Source organism: Stenotrophomonas sp. NPDC077659 (genome assembly GCF_050268705.1).
Classification (GTDB): domain Bacteria; phylum Pseudomonadota; class Gammaproteobacteria; order Xanthomonadales; family Xanthomonadaceae; genus Stenotrophomonas.
In genome coordinates, this window is the sequence record NZ_JBNNHG010000009.1 from 39,719 (window position 1) to 54,888 (window position 15,170).

Consider the following 15,170-nt stretch of genomic DNA (forward strand, 5'->3'; position numbering starts at 1 on the left):
GTTACCTGCTGTCGCCGGATGCTGCAGCGGACAACTGTCCGAGGCGCTTTACCTCTGCTGTCAGTGAGTGGTACTGCGCGTCCAGCCATCTGCGGGCAGCTTCAAGTTCTACATTGTACTGCTCCAACTCGGCAATGCGCTTCTGCTGCTCGTTGTACTTGCCATCAAGCCACTGCTTGGCCTCCATGAGTTGCTGCACATCACCGGTGCTCAGGTTCGCCTGGCCATTACCGCTTCCGATACCTGCGATGACGGCGCGGTCGTTGCTGTCGCCGAGCAGCACGGACTGCGAGCCGAGCAGATCGCTGATGATCGCCGACGCACCTTGGCCCAGCTGCTTCAGTCGTGCGAAGCGCACCTGCGCTGGCAGCGTCAACTGCTCTGCCGCAAGCTGCAGGAGGCCGGCGGCCTCGACCTCTGCCTCGCTGGAAGATTCAGTCAATGCGTCACGGGCTTCGATCCTGCACTGCACCCAATGCGAGGCGGCAGGCTCCAGCTTTCCGGCGGTGGTGGCAAGGGCAGCCGCCGCTGCACGTGCGCGGGCCCGAACGAGCGGATTTTCAGCTTCGAAGCTGGCCTCGAGCTGACGCACTGCGGCCTCGTGCTGCCCGTCTGCCAACAACGCCCGGAATGACGGCATCGGGCCAGGCACCGTTTCGGCGGCAGCCTCTGCCTTGCGGGCGAGGACCAGCAGCCATTCTCCGTCGCAGGCAGGGCCCGCATGCGGATCGATCTCAAGCATCGAACGCACCGAGAAATGCCGCTTCTGACCACCGCCAGCATCCTGCAGCCAAGCCTTCTCGATCACGAACCCATTGCGATGGAACTGGCTGACCAGGCGCGGCCAGTCATACACATGGAAGTGGAACGGGTTCGGATCCTCCCCCGTTTCATCCGACCAGTCGTTGGGCACGCTCGCATACAGACGCCCCTCGGGCGAGAGGACCCGATGCAGCTCCGCCAGCAGACGATCGGGCTCGGGAAGATGTTCCAGCGTCTCTACCGAAACGGCGAAATCCGCAGAACCATCGGCCATTCCCGAAAGTTCCTGTGCATCGCCGACCACGAAACGCATCGTCGTTGGAGCCTCGGGAGCAAAGCAGGTGTTTGCATAGTCCACCGCGTAATCGCTGGCATCCAGCCCGACGAACGACGCAGCAAGGCTACTGTGAGCGAGCTGATAGGAGCCGTATCCCAGTCCGCACGCCACGTCGATGACGCGATCGCCAGGGCGCACAAACTGTGCCGCCTGCGCATAGCGCGCCATGTGCGCGTCGGATCGACGTCCCGCCTCGCGCGTCATGTCGGTGTGCAGATCACGCTCTTCCACAAGCACGCTGAGCGGATAGGTCGCCATGGCTGCATCAGGCACGCGTTCAAAGGCCATCAACAGCAGGCCGTTGACGTGGTCCAGTTCACCGTAGGGCGCCAGACGCTCGTTCAGAGGATGCTTGCGCCACTCCTGGCGCATGGCGGCAGCTTCCCATTGGGCACGCGTGACATTTGCGGCCGCCGTTCCCGAGACCAGCAGACACAGGGGCACACGCACATCCACCAGCAGCGGCTGCAGGCATTCATCAGCAGCACCGGCATCGGCATGATCGATGACGACGATCGCCGACGCCGCCCCTTCAAGCCCATCAAGCACTTCATGCCCGCACTGGCGCAGCGCCCGTGCCAGTGCCGGTTCCGGGCGCCCCAGCAGCGCCACCGCGCCGGCAGGCAACCATCCGTTCAGTCGCAGCACGCCCACGCGCAACGCGGCGGGGGACAGTGCGGAAGGGGAAAAACTCGTGCTCATCTCCATCACAGCCTCTCCGTAATTGACTGGATTTCAGTCACTTCCGCGTGCATCCGCAGGTCGCAGACGCCGCCAAACGTGTATTCCTTCTGCCTCATGCCCACCTGGAAGAACGCCGCCTCGTCTCGCCAGTGCAGCATGCGCTGCGCCCCGCCGAACTGCTCGATTTCCTCCGAGACAGATACCTGTACTTCGTAGAAATTCATGCCAAGGGCGCAGTCGAATGTGAAACGCACCACAAGGGGGATGTCTGCAGGAAAGGTCCTGTTCCATACACCTGGAACATCCCGACCGAGTTCGGCCCATTCGCCCACGTCCTGGTTCAACGTGCCCCAGGAGTAAAGCTTCACGCCTTCCTTGTTGCGCAGCCGCACATTGATGTTGAGCCGGTCCATGTCGCGCTTGGGGCGCGCAGTCACTTCAATGACCACCTTGTCCCGGGGCAGGAAGTACGCGCAATCCTCGTCGCGGTGGTCCAACACGCGCACGCGCTCGATCACGCAGTCATAGTCGCCAAAGGAAAGCTTGTCGCTGCGGGCGCCCAGGATCGCTGACCCCTCATGGACCTCTGCGGCCGGGCCGGCTTCCGCGGCTTCCGCTGCGGCCTGCGCATCCACGATCTTCTGGGCGAACTGCAGGTGCTGCGCGCTGACCGAGGCGTAATAGTCGCGCTCATCCTCATGCAGCTGCTTGCGGTACTCAAGGACCACGTCCGAGGAGGGTCCCGCCACCCGGACGGTCCCGTCGCGCAGCAGGATCGAATGGTCGGTCAGCGTCCTGATCGACTCCTGGTCATGCGAGACCAGCAGCAAGGTGCACCCGTTGGCACGCAACGCCTCCATCTGCTGGAAGCACCGCTTCTGGAACAGCGCATCACCCACGGCCAACGCTTCGTCGACAATGAGGATATCCGGCTCGACCTGGGTCTGCACGGCGAATGCAAGGCGCAGCATCATGCCGCTTGAGTAGGTCCGCACGGGCTGGTCGATGAAATTGCCGATATCGGCGAAAGCGGCAATGGCATCGAAGCGCTGCATGACCTCGCGCTCGCTCAATCCCAGGATCATGCCGTTGAGCACGACGTTCTCACGACCAGTGAAGTCTGGATTGAATCCGCTGCCCAGCTCGAGAAGTGCGGCAATGCGTCCATTCACGCGAGCCGTACCGGTAGTGGGTGCCAAGGTGCCGGCAATGATCTGCAGCAGGGTCGACTTGCCGGAGCCATTGCGGCCGATGATGCCCACGGCATCACCACGCTTGACCTTCAGACTGACGTCACGCAGTGCCCAGAATTCCCGGCCACGCTGCCGCGACGTCCACGCTCCGCCAACGGGCAGGAAACGCCCCAACCGCGGCAGCAGCATCTGCAGCAGGCGATCGGACGGCTTCTCGAAAATGTTGAAGACCTTGCTGACATTCTCGATATCGATCACGAGATCTTCAGACGACATCGGCAAACGCCCTCCGGGTCCGCTGGAACCACCAGAAACCTATGAAGAAAACAGCCAGCGACCACGCGACGGCCCAGCCATACAGCGGCCAGTCCGGCAGCGTGCCACTGATGATCAACGCTCGAGACTGCTCGACGTAAACCGCCAGCGGGCTCAACCGCATCCACTTGCCGATCGTGTCGGGAAAGATGATCGATGGGTAGAGCACCGGCGTCAGGTACTGCAGGACGCGGGCGAGCAGGCCCGCGATCTGGTCCACGTCGCGGAAAAACACACCGAGCGAGGCGAACAGGTAGGTGACTCCCATCGTCAGGGCAAGCATCGGCAGGATCAGGATGGGCAGCAGCACGATCTGCCAGTGTAGACCGAAGCTGCTGAAGGCGAGGAAGGCCGCCAGCGCGACCGACGCCACCCCCGCGTTATACAGCGATGACAAAACCACCACCGGCGGCAGCACTTCCAGCGGGAAGACCACCTTCTTGACCAGGTTGGGATTGCTGAGCACCGCCGTGGGTGCGCGCGTCAGTGATTCGGCGAAAAAATTGTAGACGATCAGGCCGATGAACAGCAGCACGGCGTAGTCGACCTTGCTATGAACTTCGACGCCTTTCCACTTGGCACTGAATATGGTGGCGAAGATCACCGTGTAGATACCCAGCATGATCAACGGCACGAGCACGCCCCAAAGCGCACCCAACAACGAATGTTTGTACTTCGTCTTGATGTCGCGGCCAGCCAGGCTCAACATCAGCTCGATGCGACGCCCCATCATACAGTGGCGGCCGACAGCGCCCGCTCCAGATCCACCTGCAGGTCACCCAGGTCTTCCACACCCACGCTCAGCCTGACCAGCGCATCACTGATCCCCAGCTGTTCACGGCGTGCCAGCGGGATCGAGGCATGGGTCATCACCGCCGGGTGGTTGACCAGGCTCTCCACGCCGCCCAGCGATTCGGCCAGGGTGAACAGCTCGGTCTTCTCGCAGAAGCGCTTGGCCGCTTCGAAGCCGCCCTTCAGCACGATCGAGACGATGCCGCCGTAGCCGGCCATCTGCCGGCCCGCCAGTTCATGCTGCGGGTGCGAAGGCAGGCCCGGATAGATCACCTTGTCCACCGCCGGATGCTTTTCCAGCCACTGGGCCAGGGCCAGGGCATTGGCGCAATGCGCCTTCATGCGCAGCGGCAGGGTCTTCAGGCCACGCAGGGCCAGGAAGCTGTCAAACGGCCCCTGCACGCCACCGACCGAGTTCTGCAGGAACGCCATCTGTTCGGCCAACGGCGCATCATCGCCGACCACGACCATGCCACCCACCATGTCCGAGTGGCCGTTGAGGTACTTGGTGGCCGAATGCAGCACCAGGTCGGCCCCCATCAGCAGCGGACGCTGCAGCATCGGCGAGGCGAAGGTGTTGTCCACCACCACGATCAGGCCGTGCCGCTTGGCGATGGTGGCTACCGCAGCAATGTCCACGATCTTGAGCATCGGGTTGGTCGGGGTCTCGATCCAGACCATGCGGGTCTTCGGCGTGATCGCCGCTTCGAAGGCCGACAGGTCGGTCAGATCGACGAAACTGAAATCCAGCCCGGCGGTGCGACGACGCACGCGCTCGAACAGCCTGAAGCTGCCACCGTAGATGTCATCCATCGCCACCACGTGGCTGCCGGCGTCCAGCAGTTCGATTACGGTGGAACTGGCGGCCATGCCCGAGGCGAAGGCGAAACCACGCGTGCCACCTTCCAGCGAGGCCACGCAGCGCTCGTAGGCAAAACGGGTCGGGTTGTGCGTGCGCGAGTACTCGAAGCCCTGGTGCTCGCCCGGGCTGGACTGCGCATAGGTCGAGGTGGCGTAGATCGGCGGCATCACCGCGCCGGTGCTCGGGTCGGGCGACTGGCCGCCATGGATGGCCAGCGTGGCCAGGGCCAGCGCGCGGTCGGGCGAAGTGGGGTTGGACATGTCGTTTCCTGAATGGCGCCGACGTACGGCGCCGTCAAAGGATCGGGAGTCTATCAGCGCAGCCTTAACGAGCTTTGACGCGAATAAACCGGAATTCAGCAGGGATCGGTGTCGATCTGCGGTTTATTGCACTCGACGTCGCAGATAGTTCAGCAGATCGATGCGAGTGATCAGACCCAGGAAGGTGCCGCCGTCCATCACGATGGCCACCTGGCCGCGGTCGAACACCGGCAGCAGGGCCTCGATCGGCGACTTCACGTCCAAGCGGTCCAGCTTGCTGACCATGGCCGTGGCCACCGGATCGCGGAAGCGGGCCTCGTCGCCATAGACATGCAACAGGACGTCGCTTTCATCGACGATGCCGACCAGCTGGTCCCCGTCCATCACCGGCAGCTGCGACACGTCGTACAGCTTCATGCGCTGGTAGGCGGTGGTCAGCAGGTCGTTCGGGCCGATTACGACAGTGTCGCGCTGGCCATACGGGCGCAGGATCAGGTCGCGCAGGTCGCCGTGCTGCGGGCGCTCCAGGAAGCCGTTGTCCAGCATCCAGTAGTCGTTATACATCTTCGACAGGTACTTGTTGCCGGTGTCACACACCAGCACCAGCACCTTCTTGGGCGTGGTCTGTTCCTTGCAGTACTTCAGCGCGGCGGCCAGCAGGGTGCCGGTGGACGACCCGCCGAGAACGCCTTCCTTGCCCAGCAGTTCGCGGGCGGTATGGAAGCTCTCGGCATCGGTGATGGCATACGCCTTCTTGACGCGGCTGAAGTCGGAGATCGACGGCAGGAAGTCCTCGCCGATGCCTTCCACCAGCCAGCTGCCCGACTTGTCGTTCAGGTTGCCGTCGTTGATGTACTCGGCCAGGATCGAGCCGACCGGATCAGCCAGCACCAGCTCGGTCTTCGGCGACAGCGTGGCGAAGGCGCGCGACAGACCGGTCATGGTACCCGAGCTGCCGCAGCCGAACACGATGGCGTCGAGGTCACCGCCCATCTGCTCGAGGATTTCCGGGCCGGTGCCGAACTCGTGCGCGGCCGGGTTGTCCGGGTTGCCGAACTGGTTGATGAAGTACGCGCCCGGGGTCTGCTCGGCGATGGTCTTGGCCAGGTCCTGGTAGTACTCCGGGTGGCCCTTGGCCACGTCCGAACGGGTCAGGCGCACTTCGGCGCCCATCGCCTTCAGGTTGAAGATCTTTTCGCGGCTCATCTTGTCGGGAACGACCAGGATCAGCTTGTAGCCCTTCTGCTGCGCCACCAGTGCCAGGCCCAGGCCGGTATTGCCGGCAGTGCCTTCGACCAGGGTCGCGCCGGGCTTGAGGTCGCCGCGCTGTTCCGCTGCTTCGATCATCGACAGACCGATGCGGTCCTTGATCGATCCGCCCGGGTTGGCGCTTTCGAGCTTCAGATACAGCTCGCAGACGCCGGTATCCAGGCGCTGGGCCTTGACGATGGGGGTCTGGCCGATGAGTTCGAGGACGGAGGAATGGATGGGCATTCGGAGGACTTTCGCTTCGCGCCGCACAGGGCCGGACAGTGGATTATCCGTCGGATGGCCGCGAAAGTCAGGCGGTGTGAGGTGAGGTGTGCCGACCAACGGTCGGCACCCACCAGGGCAATGAGCGCCCGGTGACCCTTGTAGAGCCGAGCCCACGCTCGGCTGGCGCCCAAGGAGATGCGGACGGCCCCGGATCGACGAGGAGACCAGTACCGCCCGCATCGGTGGACGGAATACGCAGGGATGTTGCAGGCCGTTGCCTGCGGGCCAAGGCACCACCGCCTGTGGTGCCTTGGCGCGGTTGCGGCTGCCGTTGCCGGTCACACCGCAGGCCATCGTTGGCCGGGTCACGCCGTTCCCGGCGCGACCAAGGCGTCAGTGCGTGGGGGACGTCGTAGCGAGCGGCGTTTCGTACATACGCAGAAGGCGTTGCTTGGCCAGCAGCTTCTCGCGCTTCATGCGACCCAGGGTGACATCATCGATCGGGAGTACACCCAGCTCCGCGTCCATGCACTTCTTGTTCAACTTCCGGTGCTGGTCATGGAGTGCCCGGAACTCCGGATCACGCGCGCGACGGGCGTCGATCTCGCTCTGGGGCTGATCTTCAAACATGATGGACCTCCTTCGGCAGATACACGAACGCCCCGGCCGCAAGGCACGGGGCGTTGTTCATGGAGGAGCGCCGGTTGATTGCCACATGGGTGCCCACAACGACCTGCGGCACTGGCCTGCGCACGTCGGTCTGCTGCGGTTCGCGCCCTGCTTTCATCGGCCCGGCCCTCCCATCGTCCGGTCCGCGGCATTGCGTCCCGGACGATTGACCCTACGCCTGCTCCGGGCCCGGTACAAGACCCCTGCGTCAAAAAGACCGAACCCCGCCGGGGCGGGGTTCAGGCTGAATGCTCAAAGCAACGAAAAACAAACAAATTCAAACAATTACGGGGCGATGATGACCTCGGCCGAGCGGACCTTGGTGGACGCCGCCTTTTTTCCGCTGACCTGGATGCGGCTGCTGGCGACACCGGCTGAGACCAGGGCGTCACGCAGGGCTTCGGCGCGCTTCTGACCGACGCCATTGGCACTGTCATAGGCCTCGATGCGGACACGGCCCTTCTTGCCGATGTTCAAGTACTCGGCCAGCGCCTTGGCCTGGTTCTTCGCGCCACCGGACAGGCTGGACGCGCCGGCACCGAACGCATCCCCGCCGAGGGTGAAGACCTCGCCGCGGGCGTCGAACTTCGAGCCCGGCAGCTTCTGCCCGGACACCAGCTCGGCTTCCTCGCGGGCCAGCTTGGCCGCGTTCTGCTGCGCCGAGCTGAGGCGCTGCTGCTGCTTGCCGGCCACGCTGGTCAGGGCGTTCTCGGCATCCTGCCGGGCCAGGGTCTCGGCCTCGGCCGCCTGGCGCAGGCGCTCAGCCTCCTCAGCCTGCATCTGCGCCTGCATGCGCAGCTGTTCGGCCTCCTGGCGGGCACGGGCGGCATCGCGGCGGCTGGCTTCGATCAGCAGGTCGCTGCGGGTGCGGTCCAGGCGGTCCACCTCACGGGCGGCCAGGGCGGCGCGCACGCTGGTCTCGGCAATCTCGACCCGGCGCTCGGCCAGATAGGTGGCCAGCTCCTGGTCGCGGCGCTTGGCCTTGTCCAGGGTGGCGATGGCCTGCTGGGCCTGCATGCGCTCGAAGGCGGCCAGCTCGGCGGTATCAGGGTTGGCCTGGATGTTCATCAGGCGCTGGGTCAGCTGGCCGACCATCGGGTTGTCGGCGGCGCTGGCCAGGGCCGGCAGGGCCAGCGCGGTGGCCAAGGCCAGAGCGGGGATCGACTTCATCGGCGGTCCTCCCCGGTCGACAGCTGGCGCTGCAGCTGGTTGACCTCGTTGCGGCGAAGCTGCAGCTGGGCGCTGGCGGTGGCTTCCTCGCTGCGGGCGCGGGCCAGGTCGGCATCGGCAGCGGCACGCAGGGCCAGTGCCGGGGCGTTCCTGCGCTCGCGGCGGTCGCCGGCGGCGCGCTGGGCCTGCTCCAGGCCCTGGCGGGCCAGACCGATCAGGTCCGGGGCGTACTGGTCGGCGTCGGCCTGGGTGGCCTTGTCCACCGCCTGGCGGGCCTGGGCCAGTTCCATCGCGCCATCCTGCGCCCAGACAGGGGCAGAGAGTGCGAATGCAAACGCCATCACATACAGGCTGTGGCGCATTCGTGCGAAGCTAAGTCGTTTCATTGGGGAGGCCGTACCGGTTGTCGGTTCACGGCCATTGTCGTCAAGCCGACACCGTGCTTGCAACGGGCGCCGGCAGTTTCGTTGGGGAAAATTCGCAATGGATATCGGCTACTTCCTGAAGCTGATGACCGAAAAGAACGCTTCGGACATGTTCTTGACCACCGGTGCGCCGGTCTACATCAAGATCGAGGGCAAGCTGTACCCGCTGGGCAACACCGGCCTGCCGCCGGGCATGGTGAAGAAAATCGCCTATTCGCTGATGGACGAGGGCCAGGTTCCCCAGTTCGAACGCGAGCTGGAACTCAACATGGCCATCGCCCTGGCCGATGCCGGGCGCTTCCGTGTCAACGTGTTCAAGCAGCGGGGAGAGGTCGGCATGGTCATCCGCGCCATCCGCAGCCGGATTCCGAGCATCGAAGAGCTCAACCTGCCGCAGGTGCTGAAGGACGTCATCATGACCCCGCGTGGGCTGGTGCTGGTGGTGGGGTCCACCGGCTCGGGCAAGTCCACCTCGCTGGCGTCGATGATCGACCACCGCAACAGCACCACCACCGGTCACATCCTCACCATCGAGGATCCGATCGAGTACCTGCACAAGCACAAGATGTCCATCGTCAACCAGCGTGAGGTCGGCCTGGACACCCATGCCTTCCACAATGCGCTGAAGAACGCGATGCGTGAGGCGCCGGACGTGATCCTGATCGGCGAGATCCTGGATGCGGAAACGATGGAGGCGGCCATCGCCTTTGCCGAGACCGGCCACCTGTGCCTGGCCACCCTGCACTCCAACAACGCCGACCAGACCATCGAGCGCATCCTCAACTTCTTCCCGGAATGCGCACACAAGAACGTGCTGATGAATCTGGCGCTGAACCTGCGTGCGGTGATCAGCCAACGCCTGGTGAAGAACAAGGAGGGCCGTCGCCTTCCAGCCACCGAGGTGCTGATCAACACGCCGATGATCCGCGACCTGCTGCGCCGTGGGCAGGTGCACGAGATCAAGGCGGCCATGGAGGCCTCGCTGGAAGAAGGCATGGAAAGCTTCGACCAGTGCCTGTTCCGGCTGGCCAAGGCCGGGGTGATCGAGCAGGAGGAAGCGCTGCGCGCGGCCGACTCGCGTGATGGCCTGGCCCTGAAGTTCCGCCTGTCCGAGGGCGGCAGCGGCGAACACGACCCGTACGCGGATTTCTCCTCGCCCACCCAGCCCAGCATCACCCACGGCTTCTGAGCCGCAAAAAAGGGGACGGAGGGGATTAAGTCGTTTGTGCACAAACGACTTAATCCCCTCCGTCCCCTTTTTTCTGAAGGGTTCAGAGGCCGTCTCATCCAATGAGACCGCCTGTCCGTAGGTTTCCTCAATGGAAACCATCCGCAAGCTGGCCATCCTGGCCGATGCCGCCAAGTACGATGCCTCCTGCGCTTCAAGCGGCGCGGGCAAGCGCGACTCGCGCGCCAGCGGCGGTATCGGCAGCACCGAAGGCATGGGCATCTGCCATAGCTACACGCCGGATGGCCGCTGCGTGTCGCTGCTGAAGATCCTGCTGACCAATTTCTGTGTGTACGACTGCGCCTACTGCGTGAACCGGGTCTCCAGCAACGTGCCGCGGGCGCGCTTCAGCGTGGACGAAGTGGTCGCGCTGACCCTGGATTTCTACAAGCGCAATTACATCGAGGGTCTGTTCCTTTCCAGTGGCATCATCCGCAATGCCGACTACACCATGGAGCAGATGGTGGAAGTGGCGCGGCAGCTGCGCGAGGAACACCGCTACGCCGGTTACATTCACCTCAAGACCATTCCCGAGGCCTCGCCCGAGCTGCTGGCCAGTGCCGGGCGCTATGCCGACCGCCTGTCCATCAATGTGGAACTGCCGACCGAGGCCGGCCTGAGCGCGCTGGCACCGGAAAAGACCGTGCATTCGATCCGCGGCGCGATGGGCGAGCTGCGTTGGCGCATCGAGGAGGCCAAGGAGGCGCGCAAGGCACCGGCCGTGGTCGCGCCACTGGCCACCCGCAGTGCACGCCCGCGCCCTCCCCGCTTCGCTCCGGCCGGGCAGAGCACGCAGATGATCGTCGGCGCCGACGGTGCCAACGACCAGCAGATCCTGGCCAGTGCCGACGCGCTGTATGGCAACTACCGTATGCGCCGGGTGTATTACTCGGCCTTCAGCCCCATTCCCGATGCCAGCCGCCAGCTGCCGCTGCAGCCGCCCCCGCTGCAGCGCGAGCATCGCCTGTACCAGGCCGACTGGCTGCTGCGCTTCTACGGTTACGGCGTGGAGGAAATCACCGATACCACCCAGGATGGCATGCTGGACCTGGACATCGACCCGAAGATGGCCTGGGCGATCCGCCACCCCGAGCGCTTCCCGGTGGATCTGAACCGCGCGCCGAAGGAACTGCTGCTGCGCGTGCCCGGGCTGGGCGTGCGCAACGTGAAGCGGGTGCTGATGGCACGCCGGCACGGCCGCCTGCGGGTGGCCGACGTGGCCCGGCTGAAGGCACCGATGAGCAAGCTGCTGCCGTTCGTGCTGCTGGCCGACCACCATCCGCGCAAGGCGCTGGATGATCCAGCGGCGTTGCGCGCGCAGCTGGCCCCGCCACCGCGCCAGGGCTCGTTGTTCGATGCGCCACCTGCAGCCTGACGCGCAGCGCTGGTCGCTGCGGGTGGACCCGCCATGGTCGCTGGAGGCCTGGCGCGACGCTGCGCGCGAGGCGCTGCTGCGCGACGTGGCACCGGCGCAGCTGGACTGGCAGGAAGGTGCTGACGCCTCACTGCTGGATGCGCCGGCCGTGCAGGGTGCGCCTCTGCCCGCCGACGCCAGCGTTCCCAGCGTCCCGCGCGATTTCATGGAACTGGCTTCGACCTGCCTGTGCCATCGCGAGCCGCAGCGGCTGGCCCTGCTGTACCGGCTGCTGTGGCGCATCGCCCACGGCGAACGCAGCGTGCTGTCCAACCCGGCCGACGCCGATGTGCTGCGGGCGATGGCCTTGGCCCAGGCGGTGCGCCGCGATGCCCACAAGATGAAGGCGTTCGTGCGCTTCCGCGAAGTGCCCGGCCAGACCGATGCCTTCATCGCGTGGTTCGAGCCCGACCACCACATTGTCGAGCGGGTCGCGCCGTTCTTTGCGCGCCGCTTTGCCGGCATGCGCTGGGCCATCCTCACCCCCGGCCGCAGTGTGCACTGGGATGGCCAGGCCCTGGCCTTCGGACCCGGCGGCCGCCGCGAGGAGGCCCCGGCCGAAGATGCACGCGAGTCGCTGTGGCAGACCTACTACGCCAGCATCTTCAATCCAGCCCGCTTGAACACCCGGATGATGCTGCAGGAGATGCCGGCGCGGTACTGGCGCCACCTGCCCGAAGCGCAGCTGCTGCCGGGGCTGGTGCGCGACGCAGCCGATCGCGTGCAGGAGATGCACGACCGGCCGGCGCAGGCACCGCAACGGAAGATCCCGCAACGGCCTGCAGCCGAAGGTGCCGGGCGTGCGCCGGGCAGCCTGGATGCGCTGCGCCAGCAGGCGGCCGGCTGCCGCCAGTGCCCATTGTGGGAACCGGCCACCCAGGTGGTGTTCGGCCAAGGGCCGGCCGATGCCCGGGTGATGGTGATCGGTGAGCAGCCCGGTGATACCGAGGATCTGTGCGGCCGCCCCTTCTCTGGACCGGCCGGGCAGCTGCTGGACCGTGCACTGGCCGAGCTGGGCATTGATCGGGCCACCTTGTACCTGACCAATGCGGTCAAGCACTTCCACCACGAGCGACGCGGCAAGGTGCGGCTGCACAAGCGTCCCGAAAGCCGCCATGTGCGGGCGTGCCAGCCGTGGCTGCTGGGCGAGATCGCGCGGGTGCGGCCACAGGTGATCGTCTGCCTGGGCGCGACTGCCGCCGCGTCGGTATTTGGTGCGGGCTTCCAGCTGTCACACGACCGCGGTCGCTGGCACACGCTGGAAGATGGCACCCGCGGCTACGCCACCGTGCACCCGGCATGGGTGCTGCGACAGGCGGACGATGCAAGGCGCGAGGACGCTTACCGGCTGTTCCGTGATGACCTGGCCCAGCTGCACGAAAAAGGGGACGGAGGGGATTAAGTCGTTTGTGCACAAACGACTTAATCCCCTCCGTCCCCTTTTTCGGTCAGGCGGCGTCGGGTTGGTTTTCCGGGCGGGCGCGGTCGAAGGCGTCCAGCGCCTGGCACGCTGCTTCGATACGGCGCAGGGTCGGGTAAGGCGTCAGATCCAGTCCAAAGCGGTGTGCGTTGTACAACTGCGGCAACAGGCAGATGTCGGCCAGGCCGGGACGGTCGCCATGGCAGAAGCTGCCGGTGTCGGCGCTGCCGGCGAGCATCGACTCCATGGCCGCAAAGCCTTCGGCCATCCAGTGCAGGGTCCACTGGGTGCGTGCATCGGCCGGTACCTGCAGGCTGCGTTCGAGGTACTGCATCACCCGCAGGTTGTTGATCGGGTGGATGTCGCAGGCCACCAGCTGGGCCAGCGCCCGTACCCGCGCACGACCGACCGCATCGACCGGCAGCAACGGTACCTGCGGGAAGCGCTCATCGAGGTATTCGAGGATTGCCAACGACTGGGTGAACGCATGCCCTTCATGCAGCAGGGTGGGAACCAGCTGCTGCGGGTTGAGCGCGGCATAGGCTTCGGCATGCTGCTCGCCGCCATCGCGTACCAGGTGCACCGGCCACCCCTCCCAGACCAGGCCCTTCAGCTCCAGCCCGATGCGTACGCGGTAGGCGGCGCTGGATCGCCAGTAGGTGTACAGCACGAGGCCGTCGTCGACCCGGATCTCCATCGCCGCCTCCATGCTCAGGGCTGGGCCGCCTGTTCGATGCGCTGCTCGATCGCACCGAAGATGCTGTTGCCTGCGGCGTCGAGCATCTCGATGCGCACCACGTCGCCAAAGGACATGAACGGTGTGCTGGGCTTGCCGTCGCGCAGGGTTTCCACGGTGCGCTGTTCAGCGAAGCAGGAGGCGCCCTTGCTGGTGTCCTCGTTGGCGATGGTGCCCGAGCCGACGATGGTGCCTGCGCCCAACGGACGGGTCCTGGCCGCATGGGCGACCAGCTGGGCGAAGTTGAACTGCATGTCCACGCCCGCTTCCGGCGCGCCGAACCACTGCCCGTTGATGTGGGTCAGCAGCGGCAGGTGCACCTTGCTGTCCTGCCAGGCCGCGCCCAGCTCATCGGGGGTGACGAACACCGGCGACAGCGCCGAGCGCGGCTTGGACTGCAGGAAGCCGAAGCCCTTGGCCAGTTCGCCGGGAATCAGGTTGCGCAGCGACACATCGTTGACCAGGCCGACCAGCTGGATGTGGCCGGCGGCCTGTTCCGGGGTGGCGGCCATCGGCACGTCGTCGGTTATGACCACGATCTCGGCTTCCAGGTCGATGCCGTACGCCTCACTGACCACCTTGACCGCATCGCGCGGGCCATGGAAGCCGGCGCTGGTGGCCTGGTACATCAGCGGGTCGGTGTAGAAGCTTTCCGGCACCTCGGCACCACGGGCGCGGCGCACGCGCTCGACGTGCGGCAGGTAGGCGCTGCCATCGACGAATTCATAGGCGCGCGGCATCGGCGCGGCCAAGGCCTGCGGGTCGAGGTCGAACACGCCATCGGCGTCGCCGGCGTTCAACGATTCATACAGCGCGTTCAGGCGCGGGGCGATGTGGCTCCAGTCTTCCAGGGCCTGCTGCAGGGTGGCGGCAATGCCGGTGGCGCGGACGCCGTGGCGCAGGTCACGCGAGACGACGATGAGGGTGCCGTCGCGGCCGCCTTCCTTCAAAGAACCAAGCTTCATGGGTGGGTGTCCGGAGTCGTGGGCAAACAAGTTTCAAGTGTAATCAAATGCGCGATGTAGCCAAGCTGCAGCGCGGCATCGGGCCACCCTACCGTAGTGGGGGGTTCGGCAGGGCTGCGCCCTGCACCTGCTCAAGGCAACTTCAACTTCAAAAGCCAGAGCGGCATTCCGTGGGATGGCGGGGCACTGTGGATTTGCGGGGACGGCGCAAGTACGTCCATGTAGCCTTGGTCGCGGCATCCATGCCGCTCACACCCCGCAAACCCACAGTGCCCCGCCTTCGACAGTTGGTCGGTGGCTGTTGGTGGGTGCCGACCGTTGGTCGGCACATCTATCGGATATCGACATGAATCTGGGGTCAGACCCCGTGCCGACCAACGGTCGGCACCCACCAACACCAGCTGGCACCCACAGCCGCGGGAAACTGTCGAAGGCGGGGTGGGTCCGGTGGCAGGGGCGTGA

The 15,170-nt window shown here is 65.4% G+C and carries 13 protein-coding genes; 3 read left to right on the forward strand and 10 right to left on the reverse strand.

Annotation, left to right across the window (positions count from 1 at the left end; translation table 11 throughout):
* Window position 1: 1 nt before the first annotated feature.
* The 8 genes from ACQKDV_RS02740 to ACQKDV_RS02775 all read right to left on the reverse strand — a co-directional run bounded on the left by ACQKDV_RS02740 (window position 2) and on the right by ACQKDV_RS02775 (window position 8,882).
* Window positions 2–1,807 carry a class I SAM-dependent methyltransferase gene (locus ACQKDV_RS02740; RefSeq protein WP_427782264.1) on the reverse strand — a complete coding sequence of 602 codons (1,806 nt, stop codon included), beginning with the start codon at window positions 1,805–1,807 and terminating at the stop codon, window positions 2–4.
* A complete protein-coding gene (locus ACQKDV_RS02745; protein WP_427782265.1) occupies window positions 1,807–3,234 on the reverse strand; it encodes an ABC transporter ATP-binding protein in 1,428 nt (475 codons plus the stop codon). Before ACQKDV_RS02745 ends, ACQKDV_RS02740 begins: the two co-directional genes overlap by 1 nt.
* A 7-nt stretch (window positions 3,235–3,241) precedes the next feature.
* Window positions 3,242–3,997 carry an ABC transporter permease gene (locus tag ACQKDV_RS02750; protein WP_427782266.1) on the reverse strand — a complete coding sequence of 252 codons (756 nt, stop codon included), beginning with the start codon at window positions 3,995–3,997 and terminating at the stop codon, window positions 3,242–3,244.
* Window positions 3,998–4,020: 23 nt separating this feature from the next.
* Entirely contained in the window at window positions 4,021–5,205 is a 1,185-nt protein-coding gene (locus tag ACQKDV_RS02755; protein WP_427782267.1) for a cystathionine gamma-synthase, read from the reverse strand.
* A 123-nt stretch (window positions 5,206–5,328) separates the two neighbouring features.
* Window positions 5,329–6,699 carry a pyridoxal-phosphate dependent enzyme gene (locus tag ACQKDV_RS02760; protein ID WP_427782268.1) on the reverse strand — a complete coding sequence of 457 codons (1,371 nt, stop codon included), beginning with the start codon at window positions 6,697–6,699 and terminating at the stop codon, window positions 5,329–5,331.
* 375 nt (window positions 6,700–7,074) lie between these two features.
* Window positions 7,075–7,311 (reverse strand): YdcH family protein, encoded by a 237-nt coding sequence (locus ACQKDV_RS02765; RefSeq protein ID WP_079220527.1) that lies wholly within the window; start codon window positions 7,309–7,311, stop codon window positions 7,075–7,077.
* Between the two features lie 324 nt (window positions 7,312–7,635).
* The gene (locus tag ACQKDV_RS02770) at window positions 7,636–8,520 is read right to left on the reverse strand and encodes a hypothetical protein (protein ID WP_427782269.1); all 885 of its coding nucleotides are present in this window, start codon (window positions 8,518–8,520) and stop codon (window positions 7,636–7,638) included.
* Window positions 8,517–8,882 (reverse strand): DUF4398 domain-containing protein, encoded by a 366-nt coding sequence (locus ACQKDV_RS02775; RefSeq protein ID WP_427782270.1) that lies wholly within the window; start codon window positions 8,880–8,882, stop codon window positions 8,517–8,519. The genes ACQKDV_RS02770 and ACQKDV_RS02775 overlap by 4 nt, the downstream gene beginning before the upstream one ends.
* A 121-nt stretch (window positions 8,883–9,003) precedes the next feature.
* Here ACQKDV_RS02775 and ACQKDV_RS02780 point away from each other — a divergent pair, with 121 nt between their 5' ends.
* The 3 genes from ACQKDV_RS02780 (at window position 9,004) to ACQKDV_RS02790 (ending at window position 12,989) form a co-directional block, all read left to right on the forward strand.
* A complete protein-coding gene (locus ACQKDV_RS02780; protein WP_427782271.1) occupies window positions 9,004–10,134 on the forward strand; it encodes a PilT/PilU family type 4a pilus ATPase in 1,131 nt (376 codons plus the stop codon).
* A 130-nt stretch (window positions 10,135–10,264) separates the two neighbouring features.
* Entirely contained in the window at window positions 10,265–11,548 is a 1,284-nt protein-coding gene (locus tag ACQKDV_RS02785; RefSeq protein ID WP_427782272.1) for a putative DNA modification/repair radical SAM protein, read from the forward strand.
* Window positions 11,529–12,989 carry a UdgX family uracil-DNA binding protein gene (locus tag ACQKDV_RS02790; protein ID WP_427782273.1) on the forward strand — a complete coding sequence of 487 codons (1,461 nt, stop codon included), beginning with the start codon at window positions 11,529–11,531 and terminating at the stop codon, window positions 12,987–12,989. The genes ACQKDV_RS02785 and ACQKDV_RS02790 overlap by 20 nt, the downstream gene beginning before the upstream one ends.
* A 46-nt stretch (window positions 12,990–13,035) precedes the next feature.
* Here ACQKDV_RS02790 and maiA read toward each other — a convergent pair whose 3' ends face one another.
* Entirely contained in the window at window positions 13,036–13,704 is a 669-nt protein-coding gene (gene maiA, locus ACQKDV_RS02795) for a maleylacetoacetate isomerase (protein ID WP_427782274.1), read from the reverse strand.
* Window positions 13,705–13,718: 14 nt separating this feature from the next.
* On the reverse strand, window positions 13,719–14,708 hold the full coding sequence (locus tag ACQKDV_RS02800) for a fumarylacetoacetate hydrolase family protein (RefSeq protein WP_427782275.1): 990 nt from the start codon (window positions 14,706–14,708) through the stop codon (window positions 13,719–13,721).
* Window positions 14,709–15,170: the final 462 nt, after the last annotated feature.